This is a genomic window from Pelistega ratti (assembly GCF_009833965.1).
Taxonomy (GTDB): domain Bacteria; phylum Pseudomonadota; class Gammaproteobacteria; order Burkholderiales; family Burkholderiaceae_B; genus Taylorella; species Taylorella ratti.
In genome coordinates, this window is record NZ_CP047165.1 from 2,058,462 (window position 1) to 2,082,512 (window position 24,051).

A 24,051-nucleotide genomic window follows, 5' to 3' on the forward strand; every position below is an offset into this window, starting at 1 on the left:
AATACTTTTATGGCAAGTAGAGAATGGTAAAAACTATTTGTTTATTGGGCGGATTGGCGTCTTGCTCTTGCCCGTGCTAATGCCATAGCAATAGCGGCTGATTTTGCATGACTTGCTTCTTGATTATTTTGTAAAATCCCTGATTGTTTATCCTCTTTATGGAGCTTTTCGGCAACTGTATCAGCAGAGGATAATATATCTGTTGGTCGGGAAGAATGTTGATTTAAACGTTCCTCTTCATTTGCCGCTAAATCTGCTAAACGTTTTGTTCGGTGCTCATGGCGTGCTTTGGCATCATCTGCATCAAGTTGAGTCCATTCTTTGGGCGCAGGAATCATTTGAATACAGTCAACAGGACAAACGGGAACGCATAATTCACAGCCAGAGCATAAGTCTGAAATGATGGTATGCATAAATTTATTTGCCCCCATAATGGCATCCACAGGACAGGCTTTTATGCAGAGGGTACAGCCAATACAGTGATTTTCATCTATTTTTGCCCAATGTAGGGGGGTAGTCTCCCCACAGCTTGTATTTAGTGGAAGAGGGGGAGTATTGAGTAATGCTGCTAGTTTGGCAATACCTGCTTCACCGCCAGGGGGGCATCGGTTAATGGATTCACCCTTTGTAGCAATGGCAGTAGCATAGGCATGACAATCTTCATAACCGCATTTGGTACATTGTGTTTGCGGTAGGATAGTGTCAATTTTTTGAATCAGTATTTGTGTTGATTCACTCATACAATAGAAAATCCTTAGAGGGGTATAGATATATCAGAAGGCAGACTTTACGTTAGAGTGCAACATGGGGGTTCTACATTGATTAATGGATTATTTATGTTGCACTTCTATTTTAAATTTAAGGGTGTATCAATACTTACCAATACTTCTCAACAGCAAGATTACCGATATTACCTCGGCGACCTGCAGCAAATCCTTTTTCACTTAAGATTTTACGAGCCTCTGTTAGCATATCGGGATTACCACATAACATCACACAATCCGTTGCAGGGTTTAAATCTACTCCTGCTAGTTTAGCTAACTCATCGTGTTCAATCAGGTGTGTTAGGCGTTTTTGAGGGTAATGTGCATGAGGTTCACGCGTAGGAAGTGGTAAGTAAATAAAACGATCTCCCCATTGGGATTTCCATTGGGCAATGGTTTCTTGATAACTAAGTTCGTTGATATAGCGAACCCCGTGGCATAAAACCACTTGATCAAAACGTTCCCATGTGGTGGCATCATGAATAATAGATAAATAAGCGGATAAACCCGTCCCTGTTGCCAGTAACCAAAGGGTTTTACCACCATTAGGAAAATTATCAAGTGTTAAAAAACCAACAGGTGTCTTATCAATGTAGAGTGAATCACCAATCGATAAAGCGGCTAATCGAGGGCTAAACTGCCCATCAGGTACGACAACTGCATAAAATTCTAGGTCAGTGCTATCAACAGGGTTTACCATTGAAAAACCACGCCAAAGAGTAGGTTCTCCATTTTCTTGTTCTGGCAAACCTAAACGCGCAAATTGCCCTGGTTTAAACTGAAACTCAGGAGACCGAGTTGTTTTAATAGAAAAGAGTTTATTATCTACCCAATAGCGAATATCTGTAATGGTTTCTTTGGTATATCGTTGTTCAGTTGACATATTAAGGCTTTTCTAAATAGGGAAGTTTATCAGGAACACCATTCCATTTGTCCGCATCTTCAAGCGGTTTTTTAGAACGATTAATAAAACCAAAAGTAGGTGCTAATTCTTCATTGATTTTGATAAAGTTAACTTGATCTGCTGGTACATCTTCTTCAGCAAAAATAGCATTAGCAGGGCATTCTGGTACACAAACACCACAGTCGATGCACTCATCGGGGTCAATAACTAAAAAATTAGGACCTTCTTTGAAACAGTCCACCGGACAAACATCAACACAGTCAGTATATTTACATTTGATGCAATTTTCAGTTACTACATGGGTCATTTGGATTTCCACAAAAAAGAAATTGATAATGTATGATTTTACTCTTTATTTTCTAAAAAAGTACCTAAAACCCTAAAGCTATGATAACGTTATAGTAGTTTTATGCAAAAAGGTAATGGAATGATTATTAATTCACTATTAGATACTGATTTGTACAAGTTTAGTATGATGCAGGTGGTATTGCATCAGTTTCCTAGTGCGCAAGTAGAATATCTTTTTAAATGTCGTACACAAGGGATTAATTTACGTCCGTTTATCAAAGAAATTCGAGAAGAAATTCATCATTTATGTCAATTAAGGTTTTCTGATGATGAGTTGGAGTATTTGAGAAATTTACGCTTTATTAAAGAAGATTTTGTAGAGTTTTTAGGATTATTCCATTTGCCTGAGCGCTGCATTACTGTTTCTGAAGCCCCTGAAGATGGCGAGATCAATATTCAAGTTAAGGGGTCGTGGTTGCATACGATTCTTTTTGAAATTCCTGTTCTCGCTATTGTGAATGAAGTGTATTTCAGAAATACTTATCCAAATATGGATTTTGCAGAGGGTCGCCGGCGATTAAAAGCAAAGATAGACTTGGTCAAAAATGCAACGGATATAGCTGACTTTAAATTTGCTGATTATGGGACACGTCGCCGTTTTTCTAAAGAATGGCATGATGAGGTTGTATATACCTTAATGCAGCATTTACCTGAGCAATTTGTCGGCACTAGTAATGTATGGTTAGCTAAAAAATATAATATTACACCATTAGGGACAATGGCTCATGAATACTTACAGGCTTGCCAAGCATTAGGGCCTCGTTTGAGAGATTCGCAAGTCTTTGCTCTTGAAAAATGGGCACAAGAATATCGAGGAGACTTAGGCATTGCCCTATCAGATGTATATGGGTTAAATGCTTTTTTGCGTGATTTTGATATGTTCTTCTGCAAATTATTTGATGGTGCGCGTCATGATTCAGGTGATCCATTTGAATGGGGAGAACGATTATTACAGCACTATCTCAATAATCGGGTTGATCCTCGTATGAAAACATTGGTTTTCTCAGATAGCTTGAATTTTGAGTTGGCATTAGAAATCGCTAGACGATTTAAAGGACGTTGCAAAACCTCTTTTGGTATTGGTACAAATCTGACAAATGATATTGGTGTACCTCCCCTACAAATTGTGATGAAGATGGTAGGGTGTAATGGACAACCTGTTGCAAAAGTATCGGATGAACCGAGTAAAACTATGAGTGTTGATCCAGAGTATTTAAGTTATTTACGTCATGTGTTTGATTTACCAAAGGGGTAATGTGTATATAGGACTTCTTCTTCGCCATAGAAAATTTATTAAGTGAATGGCTATTTATTCGTACTTTATTATAGGGGTTAAAGTCATTTCTTGATATAGGTAGAGAATACTGCTTGGCTGTATGGTGAAAGGATGGGTATAGAAATCTTGTATATGTTTTTTTAGATGTGATTTAGGGTAAATAAAATATATTATTATTGTATGATTTGGGATAAACAGTATAGATAAAAGGAATGTTTGATGAGTGATATAAAACGAACAAATGTAGAAGTACGCTATTCAGATATGGCGGTATATAATGGAGTGGCTTATTTAGCAGGGCAAGTACCTGATGATGCTAGTTTAGATATGCAGGGGCAAACACGACAAGTATTAGAAACCATTGATCGCTTATTGGCACAAGCAGGGACGAATAAAGACCGTTTGCTTATGGTACAAATCTTTATCAGTAATATCGCAGAGATTGATGAAATGAATAAAGCCTGGGATGCTTGGGTATCTAAAACAAATGCGCCGCCACGAGCAACCGTGGAGGCTCGTTTAGCCAATCCTGATTGGAAAGTGGAAATTATTGTTACTGCGGCAGTTTAAAAGGCTGTATTATGTAGGCTAAAAATAGCCTATGCTAAATTTATCCAATTTCTTTTTTTCAAAAAGTCATTAACAATAATACTTATTGCCTTATTCATTTTGTATGAATAGAGGTAGGCATAGTGAAGAAAAGAGTTATAGACAATGTCTTAGGATAATATTTTACGAGCAAATATCTTTTTCTTCACTTAAAAATAAATAAAAGCTAAGTTGGGATACGCCAAATCAGGTGTATCGACTGACTTAGTTTTTATAGTGCTACTATTTTTTGGTGAGGTAAGTGATGAAGTATATTTGGTGGGGGCTTTTTGTCTTTTTGATAGTAAATAATACCGTTGCACAAGAGGTAAAAACGTGTTTAGCCGCTAAAACAGGCAATCCTTGTGCCTATCATGCATTTGAACCTAAACTGAATTTGGGGGTGGGTAACCCCATTCATTTAATGAGTGGTAATAAGTTTCAACAAGAAGAAGATGTATTGATGCGTCCTTCAGGCTTAGAAATGACACGGTATTACAATGCCATGGCAACAGTGGCTAATCCAATGGGGGCAGGGTGGACACATTCTTATTCAACACATTTATACCCTTTTTCGCACGCTTGGCAGATTGTATTAGATGATGGGCAAAGAATTCTGTTTAGCTCTCCCAAAAATGGGAAGGCAGTAGCACAAAATACTAATGAAGGTTATATCCAACAAAACACGCAAGGAAATTGGGAGTGGCATAGACCAGAAGGTAGCCTGCGAGTTTTCAATGCACAAGGTTATTTGATTGAATTAGCGTTATTTGGTTTTCCTAAAGTGTATATTGATTATCAGCTATTAGATGGTAAACCGTATATTTCTCGTGTCTTTAATGAACAGGAAACCTTAACGTTTCACTATGCATTACAAGGTCAACATTATGTATTAAAACAAGTGGAAAGCCCTGTAGGTATATTTAGCTATCAATATGATATACCGACTGATTTTTCTGCTACGCGTTTATTAAAAGTTGTACGTGCTGATAAATGGCAACGAGAATATCTCTATGAGGAAATACATCAAGCAGGTGATCCTTATCGTTTGACGGGGATTCATTTAATCACACCAGAAAGCAAAATATTACGCCTAAATGAATGGCATTATCAAGCAGATGGAAAGGCAATTTATAGCTATACAACATTAGTAGATGAAGCATTAACCATTGATTATCAGCAAGAAGCAACACAAAATAACACACACAGCCTAACCGTAGTAACAGATAAAGAGGGACAACAAACATTCATTAAAGGAGTGATGAAAGCTGGGCAGTATTTGCTTGAAGAGGTTTCTGGTGTAGGGTGTTATCTTTGCCCTCAAGTGGGAACAAAAGCGAGTTATAACGCACAGGGACAGTTAAGCTACATCAATGGGTTTTCTATTTATCGAGATCAACAAGCTAATGTAAAGTCTATTGATTTTGAACACCCTACATGGGGTAAGACAACTATTTTTTATCATTCAAATGGGATGCCTATTGAATGGGAAAATGTTTTAACAGGTAAGAAAAAAGTTGGTTTTCAACATAGTATTCTGCTGGAAGAAAATAAGGATAATGTGGCCCAGCCGTTTGTTAAGCTAGAAGAGGATAAACTTATCTTTAAAAATAATTTATATTTAAAGCAAAATAATAAAAACTTTCAAGACCGACATCTCATCTTAGAAAAAGCAGGAAAACCAATTTGGACACAACAACGACAATATAGCCCTGAGGGTATTTTGCTCGCTGAAAAAATTATTTTTCATGAGATGAATAAAACAGTATATCAACAGTATTCTTATGATAATAAAATACGATTAATAGTAGGTTTACAAAATATTTATGATGGCGTGGATAGTGAAAAGTTATATATACCCAATCAGAAAAAAGTAGTACCCAATAAGGGAGAACAACAAGTATTTAATACAGTTGATGTCAGTGAGTTATCTGCTCATACTACCAGTATAAATAATAAATCTACGGTAGAAACTAAAGAAAAAGTGCAGGTAGAAGAACCCCCTCAACATACAAAGCCAATAGCCTCTCATACGTTTTATTATGCTTGGCAACGAGAAGGGAATAGTGCTGCTTATGCTATTGATGGAAAGACAGAGAAACCTGTTGTATATCATCCGCAAAAAGAGCGTATTATTGAGGTGAATAATCTACGGTTACATTATCAAATAATGCAACGAACTATCTCTGTAGAAGAGGGTAAATTGGGTGATAAGCAAAAAGGAGCAGTAATTCGTGATAGAGAGAATACACAAGAAGATAAAAATAACCGTACAGAAGCAAATGCTAACCTTACAGATTCATCCTATACTTTATGGCGGATTGACTCGGTTAAAAAGGGTAATGAGCTTATTGCAAAATATGATTATGAGGGAGGTATCCGTACGAAGAAAACATTGAAAGATAAAGTCATTTATTTTAAGTATAAAGAAAATAAATTAGTAGAAGAAATCATAGAAAGACAAGGAAAAGTAAGTTTAAAAAGACACTATTATTATTCAGGCATAATGCCTATTGCTTTTACAGAAGAAGTGATTTCTCTTAGTGAAAGGGAGGATACTGTTTTTGGTAAAAGGATAAAAGAGAATAATGTTTCTACTCAAGGAAAGAATGAAGAGGGAATTGTTGAGCATCAAGATACACTAAAAGTATTTTATATTCATAATGATCACCTTGGGCAACCCTTTTTAGTATCAGATGAACAGCAAAATATTCAATGGGCAGCCTATTATAGCCCTATGGGAGAGGCAACTATTATCAAAGAGAATATTGAATTTAATCTACGACAACCTGGGCAATACTATGATGTAGAAACACAATTGCATGATAATTATTTTAGAACCTATGATCCTAAAGCAGGACATTATTTAGAGCCTGACCCTCTAGGGCCTACGCTAACAAATGACCCTTATGGTTATGTTGCTCAACAACCCCGCCATTTTATTGATCCATTAGGGTTAGAGTATATTAATTGGTTAGAACAAGAGTTAGATTGGACTTCTCATTTAGAAGTAGTAGAATAAGTGAATTTGAATCTACTATATTTATATAAAACCTATTATATAAGATTTATATAATAGGTTTTAATATTTTATATTTAAAATTTTATAGATTATTTATAAGATTTTATAATCTTTTTTAGAATCAAAATGATAAAGAAACAACGGCATTTGCAATTGTTTTTAATTTAGTTGTCGGCATTCAAAGCTCTCTGCTTTATTTTCATCACCACCTATATAAGTTGCAATTTTAGGATAAGCACAAATTGGCATTTGCTTATTTGGATAAGTTTTACTTTTCGCCAACAGACTTTCTGGTGCTTGATGATTATCATGCCATTGCTCTAATGCTGTCAGAGGATCAAAATCATCTAACCCATTGCCACCGCCACAATGGGTTAACCCCGGAGCAACGAAAAGTCGGGAAAATTCCTTCACATTTTGGGTATCTTTTTGAAATTCATTAAACCATGCTACTTGGTCTTTTGCTGAAAATACTGGATCAGATACCCCTGTTACGATAATCAATTTACCACCGTTGGCTTTAAAGCTACTTAGATCTGTGGAAACTGCATCGTTTATTGCGCCGGTTTGATATACACGAGGCGTATCTTTGTCAAAGTCAAACTTATGCCAATTAAAGTTCGGATTATAGGGTGTCATAAAATACATTGTCAGTGAACCTGCTCCTAAGGTTGCACTTAATGCATTAATTTCACCTGTTTGTGAAGAACCTAATTTCCAATTACGCCAATTAGGCTGATTAATACCTGAATCATAGTACCAACCGCTATAAATTTGATTTCCTTTACTATCTTTTGCACCATCAAATACCGATTTTAATACTGTAATTTTCTCTTTCGGTAAGTCAAGGGAATCTGGTGAAAAATCACAACTCTCCCATGCATTAATAATGCCATCTTTTAAACCATCTTTGGCATCACAGTGTTGCAATACACCGTTAGATACTTTATCTAACTCTTCTTGGGTAAATGCGTTAGATAAGACTTTTTCGCCTTGAGCATTGATTGGTGCTATACTCATAAAATGCTGTAGATCCCATTGTTGGGCGATATTTGCACGAGATAAACGAAAACCAGCATTGGCTGCCACGATCCCATCAAACTCCAGAGGATAACGTTGTACCGCAATCATTGCCTCACGTCCTCCATTTGAACATCCCATAAAGAAACTATGTTTAGGTCGTTGTTGATAAATCTGCTGAATAATTTGTTTTGCGACTGTTGTCACTTTACCTATAGATTGGTAAGCAAAATCAAGTCGTGCTTGTTGATCTGCTCCAAATTCAGGCGTTGGCGTTGGATGTCCTCCATCCATGCTGACTACCGTATAACCACGCATTAAAGCTGGTGTTGCCGTTGTCGTGTTAAATGGAATATTACCAACAGCAGGTGCAACAAAGCCATCTACTCCACCCCCTCCTTGAAATAAAAATTTATTATTCCAATTTTTAGGCAAGCGTAGCTGAAAACGAGTGCCATAGTGTTTGCCGTCCACACCAGTTCTCGCACCAATTTCCCCCTCCACAATACAATGTGGTGTGGTATATAAATTTTTTGCAGCTCCTCCAGTAAACGCTGACATTTTATCTGCAGGGATTTCACCATTTGCATTCCATTCGACTCTTTGAATTTCAGTATTAAGAATTGATGTTTCTTTTAATGCAAGGCACTTCGCCTCATTAATTGCGATTGAGTTTTTTAAGGATGAGGCAAAAGAAGAATAAGAAACACTGAGTAAGACAAGTGAAATTAAAGAAAAAGAAAATTTATTCATAGTGACTCCGAAAGAATAAAAATCCACTACTGTAGTCTGTCATAAAAAGCATTTAATAATAAGTTCAAGTGTTTATAACAACTATAATTAAATAGCCGCACTAAATAGTACATCAACAATTATTAATTTCTTTAATTTTAAACTTTTTTATTTGGCTGATTCAAAAATGAAGTGCAATACTACACATCTTACCTTATCAACTCAGTTTTTAAAATGTTATATTTCTATCTTAAGATTAAGTTGCATAAAAAAGCAATCTATAGTTTATTTTTAAAATAAAACTTAACCATAATAGTTGGGATTACTAAAAAACTGAGGTTGAATAATGGATTACTAAAAATAGATAGTTATTGCTATATCTCTATTTTGTTGTTGAATACGGTACTGCTTTTTCATTGTATTCTCTCTGTTTTTAATAATCTGTTAAGTGAATTTATTTCTACTTCAAGAATCTATTTACAATAAAGTTTTTTAGTTTTACCCATAGTGCATACAATAAATGGCTTAGTCCTTCACTAAAGCTTAACCATAGTAAGATAATCCCAAGCTCGTAGAGATATTTTACAATGTGAAAAATAAGAGGAGAAAGGGTGAAAATATCGTAGGCTATTAATAAGAATACACTTGCTAATAAGGTTTTGAGTAAATAGTCTTCAAAGTTTTTAGCATAATATTTAATAAAGACAGCAATAAAGGTTAGAGGTACAAATTTTATAATATATTGTAGAGGAAATGGTATATCATTTAAAGAAGAATAGTTTAAATAGGCATCATATAAATCAAAATAAATGAATGAGAAAAGATAATATGGTGAGTTGAGTTATCAAAAAGCAGATATATAGGGGTATATTTTTTATAGATAAGGAAACTGATTTCTCTGTTTCTATATTCTGTATTCTTTTCTGAGGGATTTCACAGAGTAATAATGTTCCTATTACTAAAGAAAATAATTGTAAGAATAAATTGATTACGTCAGAAGAGGTTCTACCATGACTAAATGTAAAAGCTAATTGCATAAAGAAATAGATTGGAAAGAGGGAAATAAAACTATTGATGAAAAATGCAGTTTTTGGTTTTTTTCTACATTTATACCGAATAAGTGTCATAATAAAAAGGGGTGGGATGACTAAGGGACTCAGGTTGAAGAACATACCAATTACTTCTGCTATTGCTTCTATAAAATTATGGTTGTCTTTATTATTTATCCAATACTCGTAAATAAATAATAAAAAATAAAAAGAAACTATGGCTGAAAAAGAATACTTAACCATAAAATCTATTTTCTTAGAAGAGTCTTTTTGATTTGTGGAATTGTGTCCTATTGGTTTTGTAGGAATAGAATTATCTACCCCAAATGATAAGTCTTCGTGATATTTATTATTTATCTTATTTTTTCCAGTGTTCATTATGTTTCCTTTTTGATAGTAATCTGAATTCCTAGTAAAAGTAATAATGTTGCTATTCCTTCACTCAATAATGACCATAAGAGAATAATTGTTGTCCAATATATATAGCAAAGAGGATTGCCTTTAGTGAAGGGAAGGTTAAATGCTAAGAGGTAATAGCTAGCAAATAGTAGAATAATTAATAAAGAAAGACTGAAAAGATAGGAGCGGATACTTTTAGTGTAATATCGGATAAATAAGGAGATAGGGATAAATGGTATCAGTTGAATTCCATATTGTTGAGTAGCTTGTCGTATGGTATCAATATTGAAGTATTGTTCCTTACCAAATTGATAATCAATCCCTATAAAAATAAAGGGAATAAGTAGAGTTTGTACTATAAAAAGTAAAGCATAATAAGAAAATCTTTGTATAGGGGTTATTTTGTTATAAGAAAAATTTATCCATTTGAGTAGGATTTCACTGAGTAATAATGTTCCAATGACTAAAGATGTTAATTCTAAGAATAAAATAATCCCTTCAAATGATTTTTGATGACCGTTCCATCCTGTAGTAAGCTGTACTAAGAGCATAATGGGAAAGAAAGCCGTGGTCATATTAAGGAAAAAGGTTGTTCGCTTGTCTGATCTATATCCAAATCGAAAAAGTACCATAATCATCAAGATAGGGATAAGGAAGGGGATAAAGTTATATAGAATATCGCCTACTTCTACGAGTGATTCTGTAATATGATTGCTTTTTTTACTACTCCAATATTTATAAATAAATAATAAAAAGCAAAATGAAATCACCATAAAGAAAGTATGTAGTCCAATAAGACTTATTTTTTGTTGAAGAGGTTCATTATTTTGGTGGTTATTGATAATATACTTTTTATTGGGATTGACTATAGATATATCTTGTTCTTTTAAATAAGATATGGTCTTTATTTTATCTTTTATCTTTTTCTCCATGTCTTAATCTCCTTTGAGTATATAACCATATATTTTGCGGTGTACACCGTTAATCTGCTTTATCCATACTATCGTATAAATAAGTCAAATAAGTGTCATAACCTCTTTATAGTTATACACCTTTTCTTTTCAAAATGTAAGGGTATAAAAAAACACTAGGATAAATTTATCCTAGTGTTTTGGGTATTAGTGGCTATTCGCTTATATCGACACACATATACTTCATTTCTAGGTACTCATCAATACCATATTTACTGCCTTCTCTACCTAAACCACTTAATTTAACACCACCAAAGGGGGCGACTTCATTACTAATAAGCCCTGTATTAATACCTACCATACCGTATGCCAAGGCTTCTCCCACACGCCATTGACGAGCGGTATTTTGGGTAAAGAGATAGGATGCTAAGCCAAATTCTGTATCGTTAGCCTGAGCAATGACCTCTTCTTCTGTATCAAATGGGAAGAGAGGACAAAGAGGACCAAATGTTTCTTCTTTGGCAACTTTCATATTTTGGGTAACGTGTGTCAGTACAGTTGGTTCAAAAAAAGTACCGCCTAATACACTTCGCTTGCCCCCTACCATACATTGTGCACCTTTACTTAGTGCATCAGCGATATGTTCTTCGACTTTGCTAACGGCTTTTTCATCAATAAGCGGGCCTTGCTGAACACCATCTTCTAAGCCATTACCAAGTTTAAGATTTGAGGTTTTTTCAGCAACAATCTTAGCAAATTGTTCGTAAATAGAGCGGTGTACATATACACGGTTTGTACATACACATGTTTGCCCACTATTACGGAATTTACTCTGAATAAGACCTTCGGCAGCTTTTTCTAAATCGGCATCTTCAAAGACAATAAAGGGGGCATTACCACCAAGTTCTAGGCTTAATTTTTTGATATGTTTAGCACTCTTTTCAAAAATTTTAATTCCTACATCTGTTGATCCAGTAAAGCTAATTTTACGAATGATCGGGTTATCTGCAAAGGCTTGGCTAATGTCGGCAGCCTTGCCATTTATAATGACAAATAAATCATTAGGAATACCTGCTTCATAGGCTAATACTGCTTGTGCATAAGCACTAAGTGGTGTCTGGCTAGCTGGTTTAACAATCATCGCACATCCAGCAGCAAGGGCAGGGGCGGCTTTACGAGTAATCATTGCCGCCGGGAAATTCCATGGGGTAATGGCGGCTGTTACACCAATGGCTTGTTTAATTACCAGTAATTTTTGGGTTTTCTTAACACTGGTAAGAATATCGCCATCCATACGGCGTGCTTCTTCGGCAAACCAACGAATAAAGCTGGCGGCATAATCAATTTCCCCACGAGATTCTGTTAGGCTTTTGCCTTGTTCCATAGTCATAATGCGAGCAAGATTTTCTTTATTCTCTTTTAAGGCATAGTACCAATTCCAGAGAATATCTGCTCTTTCTAAGGCAGTTTTTTGTTGCCACACTTGTTGTGCTTTTTCGGCTTGATTAATTAATGTGTGAAGTGTGGGTATTGATGTCGTACGAACATAGGCTATAGGGGTTTGTGTAGCAGGATTAACCACTGTTATAGCGTTATCAATAGGGGTGAAGGTAATATCGGGGTGCTGTAAGAGTTGTTCAATCGTTTTCATCATCTATCCTTATAAAATAAGCGTTGATTAATTAAGGTAATACAAGGTGTAGAGGAGGGGGAGTTGAGTGTGGATAACACTCTATATAATAACGTAATGTTTTTTCGACAGTTGGAAAAGCAATTTCTGCCCAAGGGATATTTTCAAAAGAAAATAATTGAACCTCTAAAGATTCTTCACCTGGGGTGAAATGAAGATTTTGTAGTGTGGCAAGGTAATAGAGGTGTACTTGGCTGACAGAGGGAACATCTAAAATAGTGAGTAATTGTTGTAGTTGGATATGAGCCCCTGCTTCTTCAAGGGTTTCTCGTATTGCCCCTTGTTCTGTACTTTCGTCTAGTTCCATAAAGCCTGCTGGTAAAGTCCATTTTCCATAGCATGGTTCAATCGCTCTTTTGCAGAGTAAAATTTTATCTTCCCAAATAGGTAATGTGCCAACTACAGGTAAAGGGTTTCGATAGTGAACTGCCCCACAGTGAGTACAACAATCTCTTTCTTTGTTGTCAAGTGGTGGTCGCATTCGAGTGAGTTGATGTCCGCATTGGGTGCAAAAGTGTTGTGTAATTGGTGCAGGGAAATAAAAAGTAGAATTGGATGTCATGATCAACTCACTTAACTAATAGTCGTTAATGATAAGTTTAATCAGTTTCAGATAGTTTTGCAAAGAAGGGAAGTGATAAGGATAGACTTTCTCTTAAATTAAGGTTTTTACAGGATGGGATAAGCGAGTGGCATCATCAAATTTTAAATTTGATTCGTTACGTTAGAGGGAATGAAGGTAGGTTGATGGGTAATAATTTTATAGGGTGTAAAATAAATTGACTAAGGTAAATTGACTAAGGGGGAACTACATTTGATAGAAACAAAAAAACCTCCAATAGCGGAGGTTATTTATCTTTATATTGGCGGAAGCTGTGAGATTCGAACTCACGGAGGGCGCAAACCCTCGCCGGTTTTCAAGACCGGTGCATTCAACCGCTCTGCCAAGCTTCCTATCACACCAATAAAATTGGTGCACTCGGCCGGAATCGAACCGGCACGGGCGTAATGCCCGAGAGATTTTAAGTCTCTTGTGTCTACCTATTTCACCACGAGTGCGTTTTGTGAAAGATGTAATTATGCCTAATCTAAAAAATATTGTCTAGTCTTTTGGGTTGTTTTTGATAAAAAAATGATGTTTGTATAAAAAAAACAACAATAATTATTGATAATTCACAAGAAAATCTTGGGGAAGAAAATAAATAGCAAAGATATACTGAATATCGTTTTTGTTTCTTTCTTGTTAGAGGATATATTAAAGAATAATCTGTAGAGAGAGCTGAACTTATTTTTAAATCGAAACGTATAAAAAATATTATGCTATTGAAATAGTGTAATACAGGAGATAAAACAATTATTGTATAACTTCGCTATTCGTTTATTTTTAGTAGTGTATTTTTTAAGTTTGAATATAAGTGGAAATTTTTATTTAAGCATAGATTTTATAGTAAGTAGCGATAAAACAACAAAAGTGAAATAAAAGACTTGCATAATTATGTAATTAGCGTATAATTTATATTCTTGATTGAGATAACTCAATTTTGAAGTCGGGGCATAGCGCAGCCTGGTAGCGCATCTGGTTTGGGACCAGAGGGTCGTAAGTTCGAATCTTACTGTCCCGACCATTTTGAAGAATTACCGCCTAGAGGGCGGTATTTTTTGTCTAAAATATGTTTGGGTTATCTATAAAACCTGAAAACGACACTTTTCTACATGATAAAAATACTCAATATTTAAAGTCTAGTTATCGTGTCATTGATACACTCTTATGGCATTTTGCTCGTAAAAAGTTGCTATTTCTTAGTTTAATCGTATAAATATTATTTTGGGGTGGTAAGCAACTAAGATGTTTATTCCTTTTTAGGTATTATTGAGACTTGTTGAGAGAGATTTTTCTATATGCACTATGTTTGTTATAGTGATAAGTGGTGTGATGATTTAGGGTATCAGTTTAATTAAGCACCTAAATTCAAACAATAATAAGAAGAAAATTATATTTTCCATAACAGAAATAGTCGTATGTGTTTTGTGTCAATAGTTCACATGGTAAAATAACCCCTTTTAGCCGAATGCCCTATGAGATGGCAACAATCCCGTCCTTTTCCTCCCAACGTGCGTTAGAAGTACTCAAAAATATATTTGGTTATCATCATTTTCGAGGTAATCAAGAAGATGTTATCCAACATTTAATTAATGGAGATGATTGCTTAGCGTTAATGCCAACAGGTGCAGGTAAATCGCTTTGTTATCAAGTGCCAGCGTTGGTTCGCCCAGGCTCGGGGGTAGTGATTTCTCCTTTAATCGCTTTAATGAATGATCAAGTACAAGCCTTATTAGGACTGGGGATAAGGGCTGCATGTTTAAATGCCACGATGTCGTTAGATGCTCTCAAAGCGGTTGAAAATGCATGGGTACAGGGTCATATTGACTTACTTTATATTACGCCAGAACGGTTATTGACCGCTCGTTGTTTGTCTTTGTTAAAGCGTGCGCCTATTTCACTATTTGCGATTGATGAAGCACATTGTGTGTCTCAATGGGGGCATGATTTTCGTCCTGAATATTTAGGTTTATCTGAGCTTCAGCGATTATGGCCCCATGTTCCTCGTATAGCTTTAACGGCTACGGCAACGAGTACAACACGGCAAGAAATAGAAGAACGACTACAACTTAAAAAAACCTTTGTATCTAGCTTTGATCGTCCAAATATTCGGTATGAAATAGTTGAGAAAAATCAGGTTCGCAAACAACTTGTTCAGTTTATTAGTGAGAAGCACCCCAATGAATCAGGGATTGTTTATTGTTTATCGCGTAAACGTTGTGAAGAGATAGCGGCTTTTTTGAATAAACAAGGGATACCTGCTTTACCATATCATGCGGGTATGGATGCTCAAGTACGGGCAGATCATCAATACCGATTTCTACATGAGGATGGGCTAGTTATGGTAGCGACGATTGCCTTTGGTATGGGGGTAAACAAATTAGATGTACGGTTTGTGGCACATATTGATATTCCTAAATCTATTGAGGGTTATTATCAAGAAACGGGTAGGGCTGGGCGTGATGGTTTACCTGCTACCGCATGGATGGCATATGGACTACAAGATGTTTTACAGCAATATAAAATGATTGAAACCTCTCAAGGTGATGAGTCATTTAAACAAAAAGCACGTTATCAATTAAATGCTATGTTGGCATTATGTGAAACCGCTTCTTGTCGGCGAGTGCAATTACTTTCTTATTTTGGTGAGGTAAGTACCCCCTGTGGAAATTGTGATGTTTGCCTTACCCCTCCAGAATTATGGGATGGTACGCAGGTAGGACAAAAAGTATTATCAACGGTTTATCGTCTTTATTATCAATACCATCAACGGTTTGGGGCACAATATATCATTGATATTTTATTGGGTAATCAGACCGATCGTATTAAGGAGTTTTCTCATACTGCATTGAGTACGTTTGGGATTGGTAAAGAGTATAGTAAGGAACAGTGGAATAGTATTATTCGCCAACTCTTAGCGCAAGGTTATTTGATGGTCGATTTTGAGGGGTATTCTACCTTAGCATTAACTGAGCGTAGTCGGGCATTATTAAAAGGTGAGGCAGTATTAATGCTTCGCCAAGAATCTATCTTACTAACGGGTAAATCAAAAAATATTATGCCTACACGTAAGAAAACTTTCCAAGAGCAATACCCCGATGCATATGAGCGTTATCTCAAATTAAAAGCATGGTGTGTCGCAAGGGGTCAGCAAGATGGTTTGGATGCTCAATTTATTTTTAATGATACTACTTTAAAAAATATTGCGATTGATAATCCATCCAGTTTAAAAAGGTTATCTTTAATTGATGGGGTAAATTTATTTAAATTAAATACGTATGGGAAAGAAGTATTAGAAGTTTTAGCGTAACGGATAGATGTGTTTTTTCTCTCATCAAATCGCTTGGTAGTAGAAAATATACTGTATTTTTACGCTTGAATATACTATCTAGTATAAAAATAATTGAGCAAAGTGACTGTAACTGGCATAGAGTAGGTAAGGGACTACTCTATGGTATGCTCTTAAAATAACTCTGGGTGTATGTCCTTTTTAGGTGGTATTAATTCAAAATGTAGCCAAGCACTTTGTGTGGCAATCCGTCCACGTGGTGTACGTTGGATAAGCCCTCTTTGGATAAGATAGGGTTCAATGACTTCTTCAATGGTATCGCTTTCTTCGCCAATCGCTGCGGCTAAGTTATCGACACCAACAGGGCCTCCATCAAATTTATGGATAATGGTTTCAAGGAGTTTTCTATCCATTAGATCTAAACCGTGGGGATCAACTTCTAGCATACTTAATGCATCAGCAGCGCAAGTATCAGAGATAATCCCGTTATTTTTAACTTCAGCATAATCACGAACACGGCGAAGTAGGCGATTGGCAATCCGAGGTGTACCACGAGAACGGCGGGCAATTTCAGTTGCACCTTCAGGGGTAATTTCACAGTGGAGTAGCCCAGCACTACGCGTTACAATCTTGGCGAGATGTTCGGTGGAGTAAAATTCAAGACGAGAAATAATACCAAAGCGATCGCGTAAGGGGTTAGTGAGCATCCCTGCTCGTGTAGTGGCACCGACAAGGGTAAAGGGTTGAAGATCAATTTTGATACTACGGGCGGCTGGACCATCACCAATCATAATATCAATCTGAAAATCTTCTAAGGCAGGGTAAAGTATCTCTTCAACAACAGGGGATAGACGATGTATTTCATCAATAAAGAGGACATCATTTGTTTGTAAATTTGTCAGAAGAGAGACCAGATCGCCCGGTTTTTCAAGAACGGGGCCTGATGTTTGGCGCATTTGAGACCCCATTTCATTGGCAATGATATGGGCAAGCGTGGTTTTACCCAATCCCGGGGGACCAAATAGGAGAACATGGTCTAAGGGTTCTTGTCGCTTTTGTGCGGCAGCAATAAAAATGGCTAATTGCTCACAGACCTTATCTTGCCCTGTGTAGTCTTTGAGGTACTTAGGCCGTAAGGCTCGCTCAATAGATTCTTCTTTCGTATTATGGCGCTCAGGGCTGATAATACCGCGAGAGGGTTGAGAAGATAAGTTGTCAGGCACAATAGGCATAAGTATCTATGAAATGATTGATTACTGGATTATTATACAGTATTTTAATATTTAAAATAGAGAGAATGATAGTGTACTAATAGGAAGACTTAACCGTATGATTTATTTTGCAAACTGCTGTAGAGCTAATCGAATACCATCTGAGACCGATATATCAGCAGGAAGTTGTTTAACCGCATGACGGCTTTCTTTTTCAGAATAACCCAGTGCCATTAAGGCATTAAGAATATCGCTTTGTACGCTTGGTTGCTGGTTTTCGGTAGTATGGCTACTTAAATCAAATTTGCCTTTTAGCTCAAGTAAGAGACGAGCAGCTGTTTTAGCACCGATACCTGGGATTTTGACGAGTAAACTAGCATCTTGTTGTTGAATAGCTTGTGATAGGGTTTGATTACTCATTCCCGATAAAATAGCGAGTGCGGTACGAGCACCAATACCGCTGACTTTGATGAGTGAACGGAAAGCGATACGCTCTTCTGCGGTCAGAAAACCGTAGAGAATATGTGCGTCTTCACGAATGGCTAGATGTGTAAAAAGAGAGACTTTTCCCCCTAGATCGGGTAAATCGTATAGGGTACTCATAGGCACTTCAAGATCATATCCCACACCATTGATATCAACACAGATATGAGGGGGGAGTTTTTCAATTAATATACCTGTAATACGACCAATCATAATACGATTTTCCTATAAAACAAACCTTAGAAATGTAAACGACCATGACGTAATCGGGCGGTATGGGTCGTATCCATGTCTAAATCCTGTATTTTTTGTGTAAGAGGTAAGGCATGAGCGTGTGTAATGGCGCAGGCGAGTGCATCCGCAGAGTCTGGCTCGGGGCGACCATTAAGATTTAAAAGATGTTGTACCATAAATTGTACTTGATCTTTAGAAGCATGACCACGACCTACTACGGCTTTTTTGATTTGTAATGCGGTGTATTCTGCGACAGATAAACCCGTATCGGCTAAAGCACACATAGCTGCTCCACGAGCTTGTCCTAATAATAAAGTGGTTTGTGGATTGGTATTCACAAATACTTTTTCTAAGGCTGACTGAGAGGGCTTGTAATGGGCAATAACCTCTCGGATAGTATCCATAATATATTTGAGACGGCGATGTAGCGCAAGATCGGTTGGAATTGTAATCGTGCCACTACTGATATAGCTCAATTGAGCATATTGTGTATCAATAATGCCATAACCTGTTTTCCGTAAACCAGGATCGATCCCAATGATTCTCACGCTACTTATCCTCTATCTTTATTAGTGACGGAAGTGGCGAGTACCTGTATAAACCATCACAATACCATGTTCATCTGCGGCATTAATGACTTCTTCATCACGAATACTGCCACCGGGTTGAATAATACAATCTGCACCAGCTGCCACAATCACATCTAAACCATCACGGAATGGGAAGAAAGCATCGGACGCTGCTGCTGTATTTTTTAAACTCAAGCCATTGGCTTCTGCTTTAATAGAGGCAATACGTGCTGAATCTAATCGGCTCATTTGACCTGCACCGACACCCATTGTCATCCCATTAGCACAGAAAACAATAGCGTTAGACTTAACATATTTAGCAACTTTCCATGCAAACATGAGATCTTTGAGTTGTTGTTCAGTAGGTTGTTTTTTTGTGACGACTTTGAGTGATTCAACAGGAACATCAAATGCATCATGGTCTTGAACTAACCAACCACCACCAACACGTTTAACATCAAATGGATTTTGAGCTGTCCCTTGTGCTACTTTAAGTACACGTACATTTTTCTTAGCGGTGAGTAAAGCAAGGGCTTCTTCTGTATAGTCTGGAGCAAGTAGCACTTCCATAAATTGTTTACTGACTTCTTCGGCAACGGCTAGATCAACCGTGCGGTTAAAAGCAATAATGCCACCAAAAGCAGAGGTAGGGTCTGTTTTAAACGCCTTTTGGTAAGCGGCAAAAGGCGTATCTGCAATGGCAACACCGCAAGGATTAGCGTGTTTTACAATCACGCAAACAGGGACATCAAAACTACGAGAGCATTCCCATGCCGCATCTGCATCGGCAATATTATTATAAGAAAGCTCTTTTCCTTGTAATTGAACATAATTCCCTAATAAACCTGCTCCACGACTAGGATCAATATAGAAAGCAGCTTGTTGGTGGGGGTTTTCACCATAACGTAAGTTTTGGTGTTTTTGAAGTTGTAAGGTTAGGGTATCAGCCCAAGGTTGGCGATCAGGTGCTTTGTCTTGTGCAGGTTCTGCTTCAGTAATACTGCTAAGATATTGTGCAATAGCGCCGTCATAAGCTGCAGTATGCGCATAAACTTTACCGGCTAATTTAAGGCGTAAACCGTAAGAAGGTTGTCCTAAGGTATCAATTTCTTGTAGGACTTGAGCATAATCGCTTGGATCAATTACAACAGTCACACCGCCTTCTGCTGTTCCATGATTTTTGGCGGCTGCTCGTAACATAGCAGGCCCACCAATATCAATATTTTCTACCGCATCAGCAAAAGAACAATTTGGCTTAGCAATCGTTTCACGGAAAGGATATAAATTGACTACTAATAAATCAATGGGGGCAATATCATGTACTTGCATGGTGGCTAAATGCTCTGCATTGTCTCGGCGACCCAGTAACCCTCCATGAATTTTAGGGTGGAGTGTTTTAACGCGTCCATCTAAAATTTCAGGTGATCCTGTGTGTTCAGCGACTTCGGTGACCGTTAAGCCAGCTTGTTTGAGAAGGGCAGCTGTGCCACCAGTCGATAATAGTTTAATGCCACGAGCAGCAAGTGCTTGTGCAAACTCAACAATACCCGTTTTATCAGAAACGGAAAGTAAGGCGGTAGAAAGTTTCATGTTTCGTTAATAAGATGGTTAGAAATAAGTTTTTTGCGAAGAGTATTACGGGTAATACCAAGAATTTCAGCGGTTTTGGACTGATTCCCATTGGTATATTCCATGACTTTTTTAAGCATGGCTTTTTCGACACTACCCATGACCATATCCCAGACATGACAAGTAGGGTTGCCCTCCAACTCTTTAAAATAAGCGTCTAAATTCGCACTTATGCATTGATCGATTGAATCTAAATTCTTCATTGTTCTAATCGTGTGATACGTTCGTTAAACCAAGCCATAACGGCATTATATTGCTCGGCACTATTATCAATGGTATTCATATGAGTGATAAAGGGCTTGCTGTTTGGTATATTGGCAATGTACCAAGCGATATGTTTACGTGCTGTACGTACACCCGTATATTCACCATAAAATTGATAATGTTCATGCAAATGATCGAGTAAAACCGTTTGCATTTCTTGAAGGCTTGGAGGTGCCATCTCCTTACCATGTGCTAAGAAATAATTGATTTCTCTAAAAATCCATGGATTCCCTTGTGCTGCTCGTCCAATCATAATGGCATCAGCACCGGTATAATCGAGGACATATTTTGCTTTTTGGGGTGAATCAATATCACCATTGGCAATAACAGGGATAGATAAAGAGACTTTAACCTTTTTGATGGTATCGTATTCGGCTTTTCCTTTGTAGAAATCGGCACGCGTACGTCCGTGAATGGTTAAGGCATGGATACCTATATCCTGAGCGAGATGGGCAATGCGTAAGATATTTTTATGTTCGTTATCCCAACCAGTTCGTGTTTTTAGGGTAACGGGTACATCAAAAGGTTTACAGGCATTGACCACTGCTTTTAAAATCGAGACGACCAAATCTTCATGTTTAAGCAGGGCTGAGCCTGAGGCAACATGACAGACTTTTTTGGCTGGACAACCCATATTAATATCAATAATCTTAGCACCTTTATGGATATTAAAAATGGCGGCTTGTGCCATCATCTCTGGATCTGCCCCCGCAATCTGTACGGTAATAGGATTGACTTCTCCGTCATGGTTAAGCCGTCTTGCTGTTTTGACGCTTTCCCATAGCGCGGGGTTGCTTGCTGCCATTTCAGATACTGCATAACCTGCACCTAATCGTTTGCAAAGCTGACGAAAAGGGCGATCAGTTACACCTGCCATTGGGGCAACAAATACAGGGTTGGGGATTGTCCATTGTCCGATTTTCATTCGTGAGATTTTAGCCGATTTTGGGGTTTTCTTTGTTGGTTTTTGTGGAAAACCATAATATTTATTGGTGTGATGATGTTAATAGCATTTTGGGTTTTTCTGGTGTATAAAAAATATAAGGTTTGTTGAGATGGTTGTTTATTTGAATGCCTATTTATCGATGTATAGGAGGTTATTGTTTAGATGGTTTATAGAGAAGAGAAACCCCTCTTTGGGAGGGGGTTAGTTTTAAAAAAAATTATAATTTTTCACAAATTTCTAAGTTAATTTTTATAAAATCATCCCATTCATATTTATCAGAAAGATAGGTTTGATAGTATTGTTCCACTCGGCATACGAGAGGGCGTGTTTCATAAATATTACAAAGGTTGGTTGATTCATTAAAATAGTGGCAAATGCCATCGCCACGATCTAGAAACTTTGTTTGTTCGCTTAAATGAACGTTTCGACAGCATTTACCACAAGCATTACAAGGAAAAGGTTTATTTTTGACTGCATTCATGTTGCTTTTTTAAGAGCATTTTTTTAAATGCACCTTCTTCATTAATATCATATGGTAGAGTGATATTTCTGGATTGAATTTCTTTTTTCAAAAAAGTATTTAATTCAAGTTCATCATTAATACTATTTAATGTAAGAGCAAATTGTGTTAATTCATTAGCATTAAGATTAAATTCAATCTTTGTTAGTTCCTCTAAATAACGATCAAGCTCTGCATTTATTTTAATCATTGCATCTTTCATTTGTTCGTATTTAGATTTTAAGCTATTTAAGAATGTCCAAATCTTATTAGCTATTTCACTATGTTCTAGAAAATAAGTAAAGCCAAGTGTAAGAATTCCAGATAACATACCACTAATAAATACTGAAATTTCTTCTCCAAATGGTATTACTAGGATGGTTGATAAATAGTTATTTACAATAGCACCAACTGCAATCGATACTCCGACACTTAGTAGCTTGAATACTTCTTTGATTAAATCACCTTTTTTAAGATTTTGTGGATTAAAGAATAATAGTTTTCCAACTTGTACCAGGCTGTTCCACATCTCACGGATTAATTTACCCACTAGAGAGGTTGTGGTTTTAAAAATATTTATAAAGGTAGTAGAAAGACTTGATAAAATTCCTCCTAAAAAACCTTCTTTAAATTGGGTAAGTAAATCAGAGAACCGTTCTTTTAACCTGATAAAAATATTTGCTAATGTTTCTTTTATATGGGATAAAAATTCTTGAAAATTAAAACTTGTTTTACAATGTTCATATATTTTAGGGATTTGTGTTTTTAATTCAAACCAAACTTCAGCAAACACTAATCCTAATGCTTGGCGAACCCCCATTTTTACACCCTTATTTCCTGCGGCACTTGCTGTATTTTTGAAAAATTTGCTACTAGTGTAATAAGTATGATTTATTTCATAGTCAATAGCTGCTCGTGCTTTCTTATCTGCTGCTAACATTTTTTCTCGATCAGCAGACTCAAAGTTTTCAATATAGTCTTCAGCATTTTTAATTTTCTTTTCTAGTTCCTGTCGTTTATGCAATGGCATATCTTTTTGAGTAGTTAATTTTTCTTTTAATGTAATTAATTCATTCTTTTTATTTTCTACGCGAGCATCCATAGAGGCGACAAAATCAGACATTTTAGAAGCATTTTTTGCTTTATTTAATGATTGATTTGTCATTGCAAAATTAATTTCTTGATTAGCTAAATCAGCACCATTTATTTCAGCTAAAACACGTCTAGGATCATTATGAATTTCATGTGCAGAAACAATATGATCAAGATTTTTCTTTTCATTAAGCTTAATTTTTTTATCGGTATATTTATCTACAAGTTTACCTTGTTGTTGTAAATTATGTGATTCTCTATTTTTAGCAATGTAATTTTGATGGGTATGATATTCATGTGAATTATATTGCCCACGATTTTCATAACGAGATCTTTCTTCTTCTGTTGCATAGACTCCTTGAGCAACATTGTTTATCGTATCAACATCACCTCCTTTTTTATCGTTTAAGAGCATGAAGTCTAAATGAAAAGAAGTGGCAATATTTTGTAGTAAGGTTTTCTCTAGTTCTTGTACAAAATTAAACTCTGTTGTTGCTGTCGCCATAATATATTCCTTTTTAGATAAAAATA

20 protein-coding genes and 3 tRNA genes are annotated in these 24,051 nt (G+C 36.4%); 5 read left to right on the top strand and 18 right to left on the bottom strand.

From position 1 onward, the window contains the following. Positions 1–41: 41 nt before the first annotated feature. From F9B76_RS08975 to fdxA, 3 genes are all read right to left on the bottom strand, one after another. On the bottom strand, positions 42–740 hold the full coding sequence (locus F9B76_RS08975; protein ID WP_159991802.1) for an RnfABCDGE type electron transport complex subunit B: 699 nt from the start codon (positions 738–740) through the stop codon (positions 42–44). A 136-nt stretch (positions 741–876) separates the two neighbouring features. After that, on the bottom strand, positions 877–1,647 hold the full coding sequence (locus F9B76_RS08980) for a ferredoxin--NADP reductase (protein ID WP_159991803.1): 771 nt from the start codon (positions 1,645–1,647) through the stop codon (positions 877–879). A gap of 1 nt (position 1,648) precedes the next feature. Then, the gene (gene fdxA / locus F9B76_RS08985; RefSeq protein WP_159991804.1) at positions 1,649–1,975 is read right to left on the bottom strand and encodes a ferredoxin FdxA; all 327 of its coding nucleotides are present in this window, start codon (positions 1,973–1,975) and stop codon (positions 1,649–1,651) included. Positions 1,976–2,095: 120 nt separating this feature from the next. Between fdxA and pncB the strand changes: the two genes are divergently transcribed. The 3 genes from pncB to F9B76_RS09000 all read left to right on the top strand — a co-directional run bounded on the left by pncB (position 2,096) and on the right by F9B76_RS09000 (position 6,902). Then, positions 2,096–3,271 (top strand): nicotinate phosphoribosyltransferase, encoded by a 1,176-nt coding sequence (gene pncB / locus F9B76_RS08990; RefSeq protein ID WP_159992179.1) that lies wholly within the window; start codon positions 2,096–2,098, stop codon positions 3,269–3,271. A gap of 240 nt (positions 3,272–3,511) precedes the next feature. Further along, positions 3,512–3,862, top strand: a complete 351-nt coding sequence (locus F9B76_RS08995; RefSeq protein ID WP_159991805.1) for a RidA family protein — start codon at positions 3,512–3,514, stop codon at positions 3,860–3,862. A 283-nt stretch (positions 3,863–4,145) separates the two neighbouring features. Beyond that, positions 4,146–6,902: an RHS repeat-associated core domain-containing protein gene (locus F9B76_RS09000; RefSeq protein WP_243140713.1), complete on the top strand. Its 2,757-nt coding sequence runs from the start codon at positions 4,146–4,148 to the stop codon at positions 6,900–6,902. A gap of 159 nt (positions 6,903–7,061) precedes the next feature. Here the strand turns inward: F9B76_RS09000 and F9B76_RS09005 are convergent, their stop codons facing one another. From F9B76_RS09005 to F9B76_RS09035, 7 genes are all read right to left on the bottom strand, one after another. Then, positions 7,062–8,675 (bottom strand): tannase/feruloyl esterase family alpha/beta hydrolase, encoded by a 1,614-nt coding sequence (locus F9B76_RS09005; RefSeq protein ID WP_159991807.1) that lies wholly within the window; start codon positions 8,673–8,675, stop codon positions 7,062–7,064. 779 nt (positions 8,676–9,454) lie between these two features. Beyond that, on the bottom strand, positions 9,455–10,081 hold the full coding sequence (locus F9B76_RS09010; RefSeq protein ID WP_159991808.1) for a hypothetical protein: 627 nt from the start codon (positions 10,079–10,081) through the stop codon (positions 9,455–9,457). Continuing rightward, complete coding sequence (locus F9B76_RS09015) at positions 10,081–11,034, bottom strand: hypothetical protein (RefSeq protein WP_159991809.1); 954 nt, start codon at positions 11,032–11,034, stop codon at positions 10,081–10,083. The genes F9B76_RS09010 and F9B76_RS09015 overlap by 1 nt, the downstream gene beginning before the upstream one ends. Positions 11,035–11,227: 193 nt before the next feature. Further along, a complete protein-coding gene (locus F9B76_RS09020) occupies positions 11,228–12,664 on the bottom strand; it encodes an NAD-dependent succinate-semialdehyde dehydrogenase (RefSeq protein ID WP_159992180.1) in 1,437 nt (478 codons plus the stop codon). Positions 12,665–12,695: 31 nt separating this feature from the next. Beyond that, entirely contained in the window at positions 12,696–13,265 is a 570-nt protein-coding gene (locus F9B76_RS09025; protein ID WP_159991810.1) for an NUDIX hydrolase, read from the bottom strand. Positions 13,266–13,567: 302 nt separating this feature from the next. Continuing rightward, positions 13,568–13,657 (bottom strand) — tRNA-Ser (locus tag F9B76_RS09030). 17 nt (positions 13,658–13,674) lie between these two features. Continuing rightward, positions 13,675–13,762: transfer RNA gene (locus F9B76_RS09035), tRNA-Leu, on the bottom strand. A gap of 489 nt (positions 13,763–14,251) precedes the next feature. Here F9B76_RS09035 and F9B76_RS09040 point away from each other — a divergent pair. Continuing rightward, positions 14,252–14,328 (top strand) — tRNA-Pro (locus F9B76_RS09040). Between the two features lie 456 nt (positions 14,329–14,784). Beyond that, positions 14,785–16,614 carry a DNA helicase RecQ gene (gene recQ / locus F9B76_RS09045; RefSeq protein WP_159991811.1) on the top strand — a complete coding sequence of 610 codons (1,830 nt, stop codon included), beginning with the start codon at positions 14,785–14,787 and terminating at the stop codon, positions 16,612–16,614. 152 nt (positions 16,615–16,766) lie between these two features. On the opposite strand, the gene ruvB is transcribed toward recQ, so the two are convergent. The 8 genes from ruvB to F9B76_RS09085 form a co-directional block, all read right to left on the bottom strand. Next, a complete protein-coding gene (gene ruvB / locus F9B76_RS09050; RefSeq protein WP_159991812.1) occupies positions 16,767–17,825 on the bottom strand; it encodes a Holliday junction branch migration DNA helicase RuvB in 1,059 nt (352 codons plus the stop codon). A gap of 102 nt (positions 17,826–17,927) precedes the next feature. Beyond that, the gene (ruvA, locus tag F9B76_RS09055; RefSeq protein WP_159991813.1) at positions 17,928–18,500 is read right to left on the bottom strand and encodes a Holliday junction branch migration protein RuvA; all 573 of its coding nucleotides are present in this window, start codon (positions 18,498–18,500) and stop codon (positions 17,928–17,930) included. 26 nt (positions 18,501–18,526) lie between these two features. Then, positions 18,527–19,069, bottom strand: coding sequence for a crossover junction endodeoxyribonuclease RuvC (gene ruvC, locus F9B76_RS09060; protein ID WP_159991814.1), 543 nt, complete (start codon positions 19,067–19,069; stop codon positions 18,527–18,529). Positions 19,070–19,090: 21 nt separating this feature from the next. Next, complete coding sequence (gene purH / locus F9B76_RS09065; protein WP_159991815.1) at positions 19,091–20,680, bottom strand: bifunctional phosphoribosylaminoimidazolecarboxamide formyltransferase/IMP cyclohydrolase; 1,590 nt, start codon at positions 20,678–20,680, stop codon at positions 19,091–19,093. Further along, positions 20,677–20,820: a helix-turn-helix domain-containing protein gene (locus F9B76_RS10400; RefSeq protein ID WP_235914915.1), complete on the bottom strand. Its 144-nt coding sequence runs from the start codon at positions 20,818–20,820 to the stop codon at positions 20,677–20,679. Before F9B76_RS10400 ends, purH begins: the two co-directional genes overlap by 4 nt. A gap of 98 nt (positions 20,821–20,918) precedes the next feature. Further along, the gene (gene dusB, locus F9B76_RS09075) at positions 20,919–21,908 is read right to left on the bottom strand and encodes a tRNA dihydrouridine synthase DusB (RefSeq protein WP_159991817.1); all 990 of its coding nucleotides are present in this window, start codon (positions 21,906–21,908) and stop codon (positions 20,919–20,921) included. A 238-nt stretch (positions 21,909–22,146) separates the two neighbouring features. Continuing rightward, complete coding sequence (locus F9B76_RS09080; RefSeq protein WP_159991818.1) at positions 22,147–22,410, bottom strand: YkgJ family cysteine cluster protein; 264 nt, start codon at positions 22,408–22,410, stop codon at positions 22,147–22,149. Then, positions 22,391–24,025, bottom strand: a complete 1,635-nt coding sequence (locus tag F9B76_RS09085) for a GtrA domain-containing protein (protein ID WP_159991819.1) — start codon at positions 24,023–24,025, stop codon at positions 22,391–22,393. The genes F9B76_RS09080 and F9B76_RS09085 overlap by 20 nt, the downstream gene beginning before the upstream one ends. Between the last annotated feature and the right edge of the window lie 26 nt (positions 24,026–24,051).

Excerpts from the sequence above, each read along its gene's own strand:
- F9B76_RS08975 (WP_159991802.1), bottom strand. The coding sequence starts at position 740 with ATGAGTGAATCAACACAAATACTGATTCAAAAAATTGACACTATCCTA.
- ruvA (WP_159991813.1), bottom strand. The coding sequence starts at position 18,500 with ATGATTGGTCGTATTACAGGTATATTAATTGAAAAACTCCCCCCTCAT.
- F9B76_RS09080 (WP_159991818.1), bottom strand. The coding sequence starts at position 22,410 with ATGAATGCAGTCAAAAATAAACCTTTTCCTTGTAATGCTTGTGGTAAA.
- F9B76_RS09025 (WP_159991810.1), bottom strand. The coding sequence starts at position 13,265 with ATGACATCCAATTCTACTTTTTATTTCCCTGCACCAATTACACAACAC.
- F9B76_RS09010 (WP_159991808.1), bottom strand. The coding sequence starts at position 10,081 with ATGAACACTGGAAAAAATAAGATAAATAATAAATATCACGAAGACTTA.
- dusB (WP_159991817.1), bottom strand. The coding sequence starts at position 21,908 with ATGAAAATCGGACAATGGACAATCCCCAACCCTGTATTTGTTGCCCCA.
- purH (WP_159991815.1), bottom strand. The coding sequence starts at position 20,680 with ATGAAACTTTCTACCGCCTTACTTTCCGTTTCTGATAAAACGGGTATT.
- pncB (WP_159992179.1), top strand. The coding sequence starts at position 2,096 with ATGATTATTAATTCACTATTAGATACTGATTTGTACAAGTTTAGTATG.
- F9B76_RS09005 (WP_159991807.1), bottom strand. The coding sequence starts at position 8,675 with ATGAATAAATTTTCTTTTTCTTTAATTTCACTTGTCTTACTCAGTGTT.
- F9B76_RS08980 (WP_159991803.1), bottom strand. The coding sequence starts at position 1,647 with ATGTCAACTGAACAACGATATACCAAAGAAACCATTACAGATATTCGC.
- F9B76_RS10400 (WP_235914915.1), bottom strand. The coding sequence starts at position 20,820 with ATGGGTAGTGTCGAAAAAGCCATGCTTAAAAAAGTCATGGAATATACC.
- F9B76_RS09020 (WP_159992180.1), bottom strand. The coding sequence starts at position 12,664 with ATGAAAACGATTGAACAACTCTTACAGCACCCCGATATTACCTTCACC.
- fdxA (WP_159991804.1), bottom strand. The coding sequence starts at position 1,975 with ATGACCCATGTAGTAACTGAAAATTGCATCAAATGTAAATATACTGAC.
- recQ (WP_159991811.1), top strand. The coding sequence starts at position 14,785 with ATGGCAACAATCCCGTCCTTTTCCTCCCAACGTGCGTTAGAAGTACTC.
- F9B76_RS09085 (WP_159991819.1), bottom strand. The coding sequence starts at position 24,025 with ATGGCGACAGCAACAACAGAGTTTAATTTTGTACAAGAACTAGAGAAA.
- F9B76_RS09000 (WP_243140713.1), top strand. The coding sequence starts at position 4,146 with ATGAAGTATATTTGGTGGGGGCTTTTTGTCTTTTTGATAGTAAATAAT.
- F9B76_RS08995 (WP_159991805.1), top strand. The coding sequence starts at position 3,512 with ATGAGTGATATAAAACGAACAAATGTAGAAGTACGCTATTCAGATATG.
- ruvB (WP_159991812.1), bottom strand. The coding sequence starts at position 17,825 with ATGCCTATTGTGCCTGACAACTTATCTTCTCAACCCTCTCGCGGTATT.
- F9B76_RS09015 (WP_159991809.1), bottom strand. The coding sequence starts at position 11,034 with ATGGAGAAAAAGATAAAAGATAAAATAAAGACCATATCTTATTTAAAA.